Origin of the sequence: Notoacmeibacter ruber (genome assembly GCF_003668555.1) — a bacterium.
GTDB lineage: Bacteria > Pseudomonadota > Alphaproteobacteria > Rhizobiales > Rhizobiaceae > Notoacmeibacter > Notoacmeibacter ruber.
The window spans coordinates 2,700,828-2,712,173 of the sequence record NZ_RCWN01000001.1 but is presented as its reverse complement, the minus strand read 5'-3'; the positions used below and the strand labels follow the sequence as shown (position 1 = coordinate 2,712,173).

At 61.4% G+C, this 11,346-nt stretch carries 14 protein-coding genes and 1 pseudogene; 4 read left to right on the top strand and 11 right to left on the bottom strand.

Annotated elements, in window-relative coordinates; translation table 11 throughout:
* Positions 1 to 62 precede the first annotated feature (62 nt).
* Genes rpsP through ffh form a run of 4 tightly spaced genes read right to left on the bottom strand, consistent with a single transcriptional unit; the run spans position 63 to position 2,928 of the window.
* Positions 63 to 461, bottom strand: coding sequence for a 30S ribosomal protein S16 (gene rpsP, locus D8780_RS13055; RefSeq protein ID WP_121645993.1), 399 nt, complete (start codon positions 459 to 461; stop codon positions 63 to 65).
* A gap of 50 nt (positions 462 to 511) precedes the next feature.
* Entirely contained in the window at positions 512 to 832 is a 321-nt protein-coding gene (locus D8780_RS13050) for a chorismate mutase (protein WP_121645992.1), read from the bottom strand.
* On the bottom strand, positions 819 to 1,376 hold the full coding sequence (locus D8780_RS13045) for a GNAT family N-acetyltransferase (RefSeq protein WP_199699608.1): 558 nt from the start codon (positions 1,374 to 1,376) through the stop codon (positions 819 to 821). Before D8780_RS13045 ends, D8780_RS13050 begins: the two co-directional genes overlap by 14 nt.
* Before the next feature lie 10 nt (positions 1,377 to 1,386).
* A complete protein-coding gene (gene ffh, locus D8780_RS13040; RefSeq protein ID WP_121645990.1) occupies positions 1,387 to 2,928 on the bottom strand; it encodes a signal recognition particle protein in 1,542 nt (513 codons plus the stop codon).
* A gap of 299 nt (positions 2,929 to 3,227) precedes the next feature.
* Here ffh and D8780_RS13035 point away from each other — a divergent pair, with 299 nt between their 5' ends.
* A complete protein-coding gene (locus D8780_RS13035; protein WP_121645989.1) occupies positions 3,228 to 3,755 on the top strand; it encodes a hypothetical protein in 528 nt (175 codons plus the stop codon).
* A 157-nt stretch (positions 3,756 to 3,912) separates the two neighbouring features.
* On the top strand, positions 3,913 to 4,734 hold the full coding sequence (locus D8780_RS13030; protein WP_121645988.1) for a lytic murein transglycosylase: 822 nt from the start codon (positions 3,913 to 3,915) through the stop codon (positions 4,732 to 4,734).
* 58 nt (positions 4,735 to 4,792) lie between these two features.
* Here the strand turns inward: D8780_RS13030 and D8780_RS13025 are convergent, their stop codons facing one another.
* From D8780_RS13025 to D8780_RS13015, 3 genes and pseudogenes are all read right to left on the bottom strand, one after another.
* On the bottom strand, positions 4,793 to 5,431 hold the full coding sequence (locus D8780_RS13025) for a carbonic anhydrase (protein WP_121645987.1): 639 nt from the start codon (positions 5,429 to 5,431) through the stop codon (positions 4,793 to 4,795).
* Positions 5,385 to 5,633: pseudogene (locus D8780_RS16070) on the bottom strand (hypothetical protein); the annotation flags it as partial. The pseudogene D8780_RS16070 and the gene D8780_RS13025, both read right to left, overlap by 47 nt.
* A 51-nt stretch (positions 5,634 to 5,684) precedes the next feature.
* Positions 5,685 to 6,548: a PfkB family carbohydrate kinase gene (locus tag D8780_RS13015; protein ID WP_121645986.1), complete on the bottom strand. Its 864-nt coding sequence runs from the start codon at positions 6,546 to 6,548 to the stop codon at positions 5,685 to 5,687.
* 123 nt (positions 6,549 to 6,671) lie between these two features.
* On the opposite strand from D8780_RS13015, the gene D8780_RS13010 reads away from it, so the two are divergent.
* Entirely contained in the window at positions 6,672 to 7,178 is a 507-nt protein-coding gene (locus D8780_RS13010) for a GNAT family N-acetyltransferase (RefSeq protein ID WP_121645985.1), read from the top strand.
* 10 nt (positions 7,179 to 7,188) lie between these two features.
* On the opposite strand, the gene D8780_RS13005 is transcribed toward D8780_RS13010, so the two are convergent.
* Complete coding sequence (locus tag D8780_RS13005) at positions 7,189 to 7,806, bottom strand: hypothetical protein (RefSeq protein ID WP_121645984.1); 618 nt, start codon at positions 7,804 to 7,806, stop codon at positions 7,189 to 7,191.
* Between the two features lie 60 nt (positions 7,807 to 7,866).
* Here D8780_RS13005 and ppa point away from each other — a divergent pair, with 60 nt between their 5' ends.
* Entirely contained in the window at positions 7,867 to 8,400 is a 534-nt protein-coding gene (gene ppa / locus D8780_RS13000; RefSeq protein WP_121645983.1) for an inorganic diphosphatase, read from the top strand.
* A 30-nt stretch (positions 8,401 to 8,430) separates the two neighbouring features.
* Here the strand turns inward: ppa and D8780_RS12995 are convergent, their stop codons facing one another.
* Genes D8780_RS12995 through D8780_RS12985 form a run of 3 tightly spaced genes read right to left on the bottom strand, consistent with a single transcriptional unit; the run spans position 8,431 to position 11,345 of the window.
* Positions 8,431 to 9,210 carry a glutamine amidotransferase gene (locus D8780_RS12995; RefSeq protein ID WP_121645982.1) on the bottom strand — a complete coding sequence of 260 codons (780 nt, stop codon included), beginning with the start codon at positions 9,208 to 9,210 and terminating at the stop codon, positions 8,431 to 8,433.
* Positions 9,210 to 9,695 (bottom strand): tellurite resistance TerB family protein, encoded by a 486-nt coding sequence (locus D8780_RS12990; protein WP_121645981.1) that lies wholly within the window; start codon positions 9,693 to 9,695, stop codon positions 9,210 to 9,212. Before D8780_RS12990 ends, D8780_RS12995 begins: the two co-directional genes overlap by 1 nt.
* Before the next feature lie 12 nt (positions 9,696 to 9,707).
* Positions 9,708 to 11,345 carry a heme biosynthesis protein HemY gene (locus tag D8780_RS12985; protein ID WP_245412344.1) on the bottom strand — a complete coding sequence of 546 codons (1,638 nt, stop codon included), beginning with the start codon at positions 11,343 to 11,345 and terminating at the stop codon, positions 9,708 to 9,710.
* Between the last annotated feature and the right edge of the window lies 1 nt (position 11,346).

Genomic DNA, 11,346 nt, shown 5'->3' with positions numbered 1-11,346 from the left:
CATATCTAAAAAAGGCCGGGCTTTTCGCCCGGCCTTTATCGTTCAAGCGGCGTGAGTACCGCTTATTCGGAAGCGGCTTCTTCGCCGCCAGCCGATGCCTCGGCCTCGGCTGCTGCGGCAGCAGCTTCTTCCTCAGCCGCCTTGCGCTCGGCTTCACGCTCCTGGGCCTTCTTGCCCGGCTGGCCTTTGTTCGGGTTATCGCGGGCTTCGCGCTTGGCAAGCCCGGCTTCGTCGAGGAAGCGCAGTACGCGGTCGGTCGGCTGAGCGCCTTTCTCGAGCCATTCCTTGATACGGTCTTCCTTCAGCTCGACGCGCTGGGCGTCACGCGGAAGCAGCGGGTTCCACGAGCCAAGCTCCTCGATGAAGCGACCGTCACGCGGCGCGCGCGCATCGGCGGCGACGATGTGGTAGTAAGGACGCTTCTTGGAGCCCGCGCGTGCGAGGCGGATCTTGATGGCCATGGTTTCTCTCCTTGAGTTCTGTTGATCTGGCTATCGTTGGAATTTCTGGTTCAGCTCTTCGTCTTCACATCATCGGCGATCCGCTCATGGTGCTGGATCACCTCGCGGATGATGAAGGCGAGGAATTTCTCGGCGAAATCGGGGTCGAGATCGGCATCTTCGGCCAGACGGCGAAGCCGTGCGATCTGCTTTTGCTCACGGTCCGGATCGGATGGCGGCAGGTCATGGCGGGCCTTAAGTTCGCCCACGGCCTGCGTGCAACGAAAGCGCTCGGCAAGCGTATGGATCAGCACCGCATCGAAATTGTCGATCGAACGTCGGTAACCGGCGAGCAATTCGGCTGCGCGGGCGGTTTGGTCAGGCTGCGACATTGAAACGCTCCCTGAACTGAGCCGGGGAGAGATGTCGCCAGATCTGGCCCGTGTGACCTGGCATCAGCGAAAATGTTTCGCCGTTCCATGTGGCGCCCGCTTGTTTTGCGATCTTCTGCGAGGCGGCATTGTCCTCGGCAATTGCGGATATCGCGGTTTCCCAGCCTAGCCGGTCATAGGAGTCGCGAACCGCGGCGGTCACGGCTTCAAGAGCAAAGCCGTGCCCCTGGTGGGCTTTCAGCAGGCTGTAGCCAATTTCCGGTTCGGGCCGTCCCTCCGGATACCAGGGGCCGCACCAACCTATCGTTTCGCCGGTGTCTTTGCGTTCCACCGCGTAAAAAGTGTAGCCCCGCAAGCTCTGGTGGCCGAGCATCGCTGCGAAAATGCGCCAGCTTTGCCGGCGGTCCTGAACGCCGCCAATATAGGCGGCCGTATCGGGGTCCGCGTAGATGGCGGCAATGGTTTCGAAATCGCTCTCGCGCCAGCCGCGAAGGCGCAGGCGCTCCGTCTCGATATCCGGGGATGGGGTCAGAAAGCCACTCACGCCGGGCCCCTCACTTTTTCTTGCCGGGAAGGCCCGGCAAACCGGGAAGACCGCCAGCGCCGCTGCCCGGCAAGCCGGGAAGTCCTCCCGATGCGCCATTGCCCAGACCGCCTGCCTGTGCCTGCTTGGCCATGGCTTCGAGCTGTTTCGGGTCCATCTTGGAAAGATCCGGCATTCCGCCCATGCCACTGGGCATGCCGCCCATCTTGCCGCCAAGCATGCCCATCATCTGGCGCATCTTGCCGCCACCCTTCTTGCCGCCCATAGCCTTCATCATATCGGCCATCTGCTTGTGCATCTTGAGCAGCTTGTTGATCTGCGCAGCGTCCGTGCCAGAGCCCGCCGCGATGCGCTTCTTGCGGCTATGCTTGAGAAGGGCGGGGTTTTTGCGCTCCTTCTTGGTCATCGACTGGATGATCGCGATCTGGCGGCCGAACAGCTTGTCGTCGAGACCTGCCGCGGCCATTTGATCCTTCATCTTGCCCATGCCGGGCATCATGCCCATGATGCCGCCAAGGCCGCCCATTTTCTGCATCTGGCGCAACTGATCGGCCAGATCGTTCATGTCGAACTTGCCGCTGGCCATTTTCTTGGCCATGGCGGCCGCTTTTTCAGCGTCGATCTGCTCGGCGGCCCGTTCCACCAGGCTGACAATGTCGCCCATGCCGAGGATACGGTCGGCGATGCGGGAAGGATGGAAATCCTCCAGCGCATCCATCTTTTCACCGGTGCCGATCAGCTTGACGGGTTTGCCGGTGACCGAGCGCATGGAAAGAGCCGCACCGCCGCGTCCGTCGCCGTCCATGCGGGTCAGGACGATGCCAGTCACGCCGACCGTTTCCTCGAAATTTTCCGCCAGGGTCACGGCGTCCTGGCCGGTAAGGCTGTCGGCCACCAGCAGAACTTCGTGCGGGTTGGCAGAGCGCTTGATGTCGGCCGCTTCGGCCATCAATTCAGCATCGATCGATGTGCGGCCCGCCGTATCGAGAATGACGACGTCATAGCCGCCGAGACGACCGGCCTGCACGGCGCGTTCGGCAATCTGTACCGGTGTCTGGCCGGCGATGACGGGCAGGGTTGCCACATCAACCTGCTCGCCGATCTGGCGGAGCTGCTCTTGGGCAGCGGGCCGGCGCGTATCGAGCGAAGCCATCAGAACTTTCTGGTTCTGGCGCTTCTGAAGACGCAAGCCGATCTTGCCCGTCGTGGTGGTCTTACCGGAGCCTTGAAGGCCGACCATCATGATGACGACGGGCGCCGCAGCGTTCAGATCGATCGGTTCGGCATCGGAGCCAAGCATTTCGACCAGTTCGTCATGGACGATCTTGACGACCTGCTGGCCGGGTTTGATCGCTTTCAGCGTGGAGACGCCGACGGCCTTTTCGCGGACGCTTTCGGTAAAGGAGCGGACGACCGGCAGCGCGACGTCGGCCTCGATCAAGGCGCGGCGAACTTCACGAAGAGCGGCCTGCACATCCTGTTCGGACAGCGCGCCGCGGCCGGTCAGGCCGTCGAGAATTCCGGACAGGCGATCCGATAGGCTGTCAAACATTCAGTCACTCCTTTGCTCCGCACCGACAGCGGAGAATGGGAACAGTTGCGTCTTCGAACAAGCAGACAAAGCAAAAACGCACCCGAGGGCGCATCGCGCTGTCGGGTGTTGACCTCCGGGGTCCTGCGCCGCTTTTCTCGTCTGAGAGGGCCGGCCCCGGTCGGCTTCGCAAAGCTGTCCGCTTCTCGAAATCGCGCGGGTCTTAGGCCAAAAGCGTGGCGAAGGCAAGGTGGCAGCTTGATTTCGCCCCGTCAGCGGCTTAGCCGTCATCCTTTCAACGGCGGGCCGGGGAGGCATTCGTGCATATCGTTCTGTTGATCGTGGGTGTTCTGATGGGCGCGGCGTTCTGGTGGTACCGTATCAAGATGCTGGGCGGTGCCGCGCGCGAAGCGGTCGATACCGTCGGCAGGGCACGCGGCTATATGCGCCGGAGAAAATCACGCATCGCGGCCGGCATGTCGCCGGTTTCGGCAGTCGACGACCCCGTAACCCTTGCAAGCATCGTTATGGCCGCCATCGCAACGGATGAAGGACCCGTCGGTCCGTCAGGACAGGCTGCGCATGAAAACGCCGTCGCCGCGATTGCAGAAGCCGGCGCCGGCGACGAGGCCGTAATCTACGGGCGGTGGGCAGCGGAACAGATCGATGATGCGAATGTCGTGATCGATCAGGCCAGCCGCAAATTGCGGGACGCGCTCAACGAGACCGAAAAGCACGAACTGGTCGAGATGTGCCGCCGCGTGGCGGAAGCCTCCGAGGTGACGCCGGGCCGCCTCGCCATCCTTCTCAAGCGCCTTCAGCAAAAACTGGGTTTGCCGGTTTCGTAACATTGATCGTCAAGGCAAGCGTAACGGTAAAGCGCTGCTCCATTTGCCAAAAACGGTCAATAAACTACACTCCCGCTATTGTTTCAAAATCCGGCCCCAATGCGACGCTAAGGGCTGAAGCCAAAATCGACCCGCCTTTCTGGAGGAGCTCTTCCTTATGGCCAAATTTCGCCCGGTTCGCCTTATTACCGGTTCCGTACTCGCTTTCGCTCTTGGCCTCACGGCTGCACAGGCCGCGCCGCAATGTGGCAACAGCGCCTCCGGTTTCGACCAGTGGAAGAGAGAGTTTGCTCCTGTCGCGCAGTCCAATGGCGTCGGTCAGCGCGGCCTTCAGGCGCTTGCGGCAGCGCGCTACAACAGTTCGACAATCAAGGCAGACCGCGCGGTGAAGAAGGGCGGATCCGCGTTCACCATGTCGCTCGGTACGTTCTGCAAGAAGCGCGGCTGCGATGCGATCGTGCGGATCGGCAAGCAGAAGAAGAAAGAAAACGCGCGTCTGCTCGCAAATATCGAACAGCGCTTTGGCATTCCTGCCGGACCGCTCATGGCGATCTGGGGCATGGAAACCGGCTTCGGTCGTTTCACCGGCAACCAGCCGGTGATCTCTTCAGCCGCGACGCTGGTCTATGATTGCCGCCGTTCCGATTACTTCTTCCCGCATCTGATTGCGGCGCTCCGCATGGTCGATAGCGGCCTTTTCTCCACCGGCACCAAGGGTGCGGCCCATGCCGAATATGGTCATACGCAGTTTCTGCCGAACAATATTCTGCGTTTCGGCGTCGATGGAAACGGGGATGGACGCGTCGACCTGAAGAACGTCAATGATGCGCTCTATTCAACGGCCAATTTCCTGCGTGCGCATGGCATGACCCGCAACTATCAGCCGGGACAGAGCGGTTTCAGGGGTATTGAAGGCTGGAATGCCGCTTCGGTCTATCAGCAGGCCATTGCGCAGATGGGCGCTCAGATCGACGGCTGAGCCGGAGACGGCCTTTTCGAATTGGAGCCGGCGCAGCATTCTGCGCCGGCTCTTTTTTTCAGGCAACCTGCCGTTCGAATTCGCCACTATCGGGATTGAGCGCCCATAGTTCTCCCGTGGAAATGTCGAACCAGCCGCCATGAACGGAGAGCTTGCCCTTCTTTTCGAGCTGCTCCACGCATGGGAATGTCCGCAAATTGCTGATGGAATGCTTGACGGAAGCGCGCTCCAGAGCGGTCTGCCGTTCGGCATCGTCCGTGATGGCGGCCTCCTGGACCGTTTGTGCAGGCTGGTCCAGCAATCCGATCCATTTGCCGATGAAATCGCCGGGTGACAGGGGATCCGAGGGGTTGAGCTTGGCGGCAATACCGCCGCAACGGCCGTGGCCCATGACGAGGATGTGTTTGACGCGCAGGGCCTGCACCGCAAATTCCAGCGCCGCCGAGGTGGAGTGATAATCATCGTCCGGCGCATAAGGCGGCACCAGATTGGCCACGTTGCGGATGACGAAGATCTCGCCGGGCGAGGCGTTGAAGATCACCTCTGGGGCCGCGCGGCTGTCGCAGCAGGCGATGACCAGCGTGGCCGGTTTCTGTCCTTCTTCGGCCAGCGTTCGATAACGCTCTGTTTCGAAGGAAAAGCGCCCGCGCATAAACGCGCCATAGCCCTGTTCGAGATGATCGGGAAGATGACCCATATTTCCTGTCTCCCTGATGGTGATCTGCACAGCCTATGGCCGTTTCAGGCCCATATGGCAATCGGGAGGTTGTAGGCATCACGTTCCAATGGATTCGGATAGGGCTGGTCCAGTCTGGAAGGCCGATCGGCATGTCGACGGCTATGATCGCTTGCGAAGGCACGGACGCGATCAGGTTTGCGATCGTGGGATAAAGGGCGATGGAAGGCCGCTCCAGCCCGGCGCTGACTGCGAGCCAACCGCCTTTTCGGCCTTATCCATCCGCCGCGATTTTCGGCATTGCGATGCGGCGTTCCGTTACCATTGCCATGGGGCGCACGAGGCAGGCTTGTTCCGAGGCAAGCGCCAGCTCTTCATGAGCGGCCTTTCGCGAGCGGGCGAGCATCTCGAAGACCGAGGCGGTGGCCGCCGAAAGAGCCGCTGCATCACTTTGACCTTCCAGAAGACGTGCCAGAAAGAGCGCGCTGAAAAGATCCCCCGTTCCATGGGGTGCATCGGCGATAACCCGTTTCTCGACCATCAATGCGTTATCGCCGACGACCAGAAGATTGCCGACAGAGCCGGCCATCATCGCAAATGCCGATGTGATGATGAGGCGCGCTACGCCCAGTTGCCGCCCGGCCTCAATCAGGGCGCCATTGTCGGAAAGGGCGCGGCCGGTCAAAAGCTCCAGCTCGAAACGGTTCGGCGTTGTGATATCGGCGAGCGGAAGCAGCTCCTTCGCGATGGCATCGATAACAGCGGGCGGCCGATAGGCCCCGCGCATGTCGCCGATCACCGGGTCGCACAGATAGATCAGCTCCGGCCGCTGCCGTTTGCTATCGGCAACGAAGCGGGCAAGGGCGACGACCTGGTCTTCATCTGCAAGCCAGCCGGAGAGGATGGCCGCTGGACCGATCCATTCGCTCCGTCCGGTGAGGTCACCCAGAAGTCTGCAAAATTCGTCTTTATTTGTCGGCGCGATGGTTGCCGAACCATGGCCCGGGTGCCAGGACAGAAGCGCGGTCGGAACCGCGACCACCTCGCGCTGGCGGGCCTGCATCGCCGGCATAATCGCGCGCAGACCGACAGTCCCCTTGGCGACCATCGAGGAGATTGCGACCACCGGTCCATCCATCCCAATTTGCTCCCAGTGTTTTCATGGCGGGCTAGATTTCAGTGGACCGATGGAATTTTGCGCGATGTCCGTCAACCACACATCTTGCCGCAATCGATCCCCGTTCTCTATGGTTAATGCACCATGACTACGCTGTCGATCGAGATAAGGAACGCTTCAAGTTCCGATTCGGCCGGGATCGCGGCCACCCACCGCGATTCGTGGCAGGGTGCCTACGCGGGTTTGATTCCGCATCTAGCGCTGACACGAATGATCGCACACCGGGGCGAACAATGGTGGCAGCGAGCCCTGTCATCCACGGCATCCGTTCTCGTTGCAGAGCTTGGCGACGAGATTGTCGGATACGCGACCTATGGGCGCAACCGCACGCCTGAACTGCCGCAAAAAGGCGAGATCTACGAGCTTTATCTTCGGCGGGAATATCAGGGGATCGGCATTGGCAGCCGGCTCTTTGCCGCGGCGCGCGAGAGACTGGAGGCTGCGCAGTTGAAGGGTGTGGTTGTCTGGGCGCTCGAGGATAATCTGATTGCGCAGGATTTCTATGCTGGCCGTGGCGGGCATGATATTGCGGAAGGCGTCGAAAATCTCGGCGGCGCACCTCTGAAGAAGATCGCCTTCGTCTGGGCCTGAGCCTGACCGTCTAGCGGCTCACGATGGCGCGCAACTGACGGTCGTCAGGTCGATAGATCGGCGGATAATCCCGGCAATGAAAGTCCTCGGCGATCGCGTCGGCAATGATCCGGGCCATGACATTGGCATTTTCGATGCGGCGCGCATCGATATAACCGACAGTGCAGGCGGTCTGGGGTGTTTCGCCGATACGGCTGACGACGAGAATCGACCAATCTCTTGCACCGTCCTCCGAGCCGGTCTCGACGGACCAGCGCCGGATTGTCGCAAAGGGCTCGCTGGAGCCATCGCGAAAGCGCCATTCGATTGTTGGGCGTGGGAAGTTGAACGGGGTGAAGCTTTCCCAGTTACGCTCGCCTTGTGTCTCGTCGATGCCATAGGCGACGCTGGTGCGCAGATCGCCGTGATCCTCGATAAAAGGCGTTTCGGCCGGTCCGTCGCAAAGAAAACTGGAGGAGCCGCCCTCCAATTGTTCCGAGAGGAGTTCGCAATCCGTGGCGGTATCGATGGTTTGATAGCGGCTCTCGGCGGCTTCGCTCGGGCAGGCTGCCGCAACCAGAAAGATGGCGGCGACAAGAGTGCCTTTGCCTGGTCTGCGACCAATGGCGCGCACAAGGACAGATTGCATGGCTTCTGCTCCTTCGCTATCAGGGCGTCACCAGTTGCTTGCTAGAAGACCGGAGCCTCCATGCGTATCGACGCCATCGCCATCGGACACAATCCCCCCGAAGACGTCAATGTCATCATCGAAGTGCCGGTCGGCGGCCATCCGATCAAGTACGAAATGGACAAGGAGGCCGGCGCCCTGGTGGTTGACCGTTTCCTCTATACGCCGATGACCTATCCCGGAAATTACGGCTTCGTGCCGCATACGCTTTCCGACGATGGCGACCCGATCGACGTGATGGTGCTCAACACCCGGCCGCTTGTGCCGGGCTGCATCATCAATGTGCGCCCTGTCGGCGTCTTGCTGATGGAAGATGATGGCGGCGTCGACGAGAAGGTTGTCGCTGTTCCCAATCACAAGCTCACCAAGCGCTACGATTCGGTCAACGACGTCACCGATCTGCCGGATATTACCCGCCAGCAGGTCGAGCACTTTTTCGAGCACTACAAGGATCTGGAGCCCGGCAAATGGGTGAAGATCGGAAATTGGCACGGTGCCGAGGATGCCCGCCAGAAAATCTCCGAGGCCATCGAACGCGCCAAGAGCCACAAGTAAGGCTTCGGTGTCGCTCGGCTGAAGCCCCGCCTAGCGGGCGCTCTCGAGAGGCGTGCGGCGCTCCGGACCGCCCGGCTTGCCGTTAAACAGATGCTCCAGAAGGTTGACGGCCCATCGGCGGAGCGGCTCATCGAAGATGAGCCGGCCTTCCAGGCATGCCTTTGCGTTTTGCGCGCCGGGCAGGCTAAACCGTTCATGCGCCTTGACGACCCACCGGTGCAGCATGAGGGCCGTCAATTCCGGGTGGAACTGAACGCCGATGGCGTTGGAGCCGATTGCAAAAGCCTGATTTGGAAAATTCTCTTCGCCGCGAGCCAGAAGCGCTGCTTCCGATGGAAGGGTGACACCCTCCTTGTGAAATTGCAGGACCTTGGCAGGCCACTGGTCGAAAAGGTCGCGCCCGGCCTCCGTCGGCTCCAGATCATACCAGCCATATTCGGCGCGCCCATCGGCGGGCTTTTGAACCTTTCCGCCCAGATGGTTGACCATCATCTGCGCACCGAGACAGAGCCCCAGCAACGGGCGGTTCTCGCTCAGGGGCACCGTGAGCCAATCCGTCTCGCGGTGGATGAAGGCCTCATCGTCATTGGCGCTCATCGGACCGCCGAACACCACCACCCCGGCATGGTCGTCCAGCGACCCGGGCAGGTTATCGCCAAGAGCGGGTCGGCGAATGTCGAGCGGAAAGCCCATCTGACGCAGCATGATGCCTACCCTGCCCGGGGACGATGTCGCCTGATGCAGGATAACGAGGATGGGGCGCATGGCCGGCTGGTCCGCCAGCGGCGACGTCAACGGGGCTTCGATCATCAGCGTTCCATGACATCCGAACGTTGCCGAAGGGGCACCCCAAGGCGCTCCACCGCTTCCTGACGCTGAAAGACCCGCTCACGACCGGCGACGCCCATCAGTTCGGAGATACGCCAGACCAGATTGTCCTCGATTTCATCTGCCGTGCCATCGGCGTAGGCCATTTCCCACAGCATGCCGATGAAGCTGTTTCGTTCCTCGATCTCGAGTTCACGCTTGAGCACGGAGGTGAAGGCATAGAAATCCGAGCTTTCCGCAGCCGCGGATTTGCCATCCCCAATGAGCTTTTCGAGAGCATCGTCAGCGAGCGAGAAACGTCCGGCAAGGTTTTTTCGCAGACGGGCTTCTTCCTCCGGCTCCCGCACACCATCGGCGTCCATGAGAATGACGAGAAGCGCCGCCGCGGAACGGCGGATCTCTGCTTCCCGATCATTCTGCGTTTCGGTTTCAGGGCTGCGGAACAGCTCGGCCAATCGATCAAACATCAGATTCCAGGTTCAGAAGAGGCGGTAGGGGCTGTCTTGTTTCGGTGGGGGGCCGACGGGGCCGGGATCATCAGGAGGGCCGGGCCGGTCGGGCTTGTCTTCTGCCGTCTCCATCTCTGCGGCAGAAGCCGCCTTGGGCTTCTCCTTGACAGATGCCGGTTCGCTTGTCCCGGCGTCTTTCGAACCGTCGGAGGCTGTCACGACCTCCGGCTCAATCTCGTCCGAGGAGAGCGTCACGTCGTCGACCCGCATATGAGGGCGGCTTTCGGGAATGGCGTCGTCGCCTTCGATCTGGGGAATGACCGGAACGGTCGCATCATATTCGAATGCGCCGACCGGCTTGCCATCGACCAAGGGCAAGACCTGTTCGACGGGGACCCGCCATTCGAAAGCATCGAGCCTGCCGGTTACGGGGCTGATCGGCGCCCAGTTTTCCGAAACATAGCCGTCTGCGGTCCATGCCGGATCGCGCGGGGCCTTGAGTGCCTGGGCGAGCCAGTGCCGCACGCGGCCCTGATCGCCGGTCTGTTCGTCTTCGATATCGGCCAGCAGAAGGAATGCGCTCTCGCTCGGTTCCGTCCGGATGACGGGCTCGATCGTCTTCCTGGCGTCCGCATACTCGCCCGCTTCGTAGAGGGCGCGGGCAAGCGCACGGGCTGCAATGCCGTTCTGCGGCTTCCACTGATCGAGCTTCCGGGCGCGTTCCAGCCGATCCTGAACCGGATCACCAGGGCGCAGGTGCACATAAAGACCGCCGATCTGAGCGTGCGGCTCGCGCTTCCAGGCGGCCTCCAGCACCTTGCCTGCGCCACGCGTGTCGCCCTTGCGTATCGCAGCGCGGGCCTGAGCGAGCGTTGCCGGTACGAAGTCGGGCTGCAACGAGACAGCTTCGCTGGCCAGCGAGCGGGCCTGCGAGGGGTCGGTGTCGACGATTTCCATCGATTTCGCCGTCATCAGCACGGCACGCTGACGTTTGTAGGACTCCTTGGCGATCTGTTTGGTTGCCAATTGCCGGTCGAGCAACTTCAGGGCGCCATCCCAATCGGCTTCCGCGGTTCGGGCTTCCATCGCTGCGCGCGAAGCCCAGTCGAGCTGGGGAGCATCTTTCGCGGCAAGCTCCGCGAAGTGCCGCGCTGCCCGCGTCTCGCCGAGCTTCTGGGCTTCGAGATAGAGGCCGTGAAGACCGAGTGGGCGTGTTTCCGGCTCATCGAGCATCGCTTCGAATTTGCGCCGCGCCTTGGCGTGGTCACCCTCCAGAAGAGAGGTCTGCGCATCGAGAAGGTAAAGCAGGGGCTCCGTGGATGGATCAAGGTTCTGTAGCGCACGCGAATTCATCTTGCGTGCCAGCCCGCTATCGCCAGCGCCAACGGCGATCATGCCGGTCGAAAGGGCCTGGTATCCCCGATCCCGCTTCCGGGAGCGGAAATGGCGCGTCAGCTGTTCCGGGCTGCGGATGATGCCCTTCAGAAACCACCAGACGATCATGACCGCTGCGATCAGCGCGACGATTGCGACCATCGCCACCAGCAAAGAGACCTCGGCCTGCGCTTCCGGCAGGTTGAGCGTGACCGTGGCCGGCAGATCCGCGACCCACGCAAAGAGGCCGGCAAGAGCGAGGACGAGCAGGAAAAAAAGGATGAGTTTGATCATC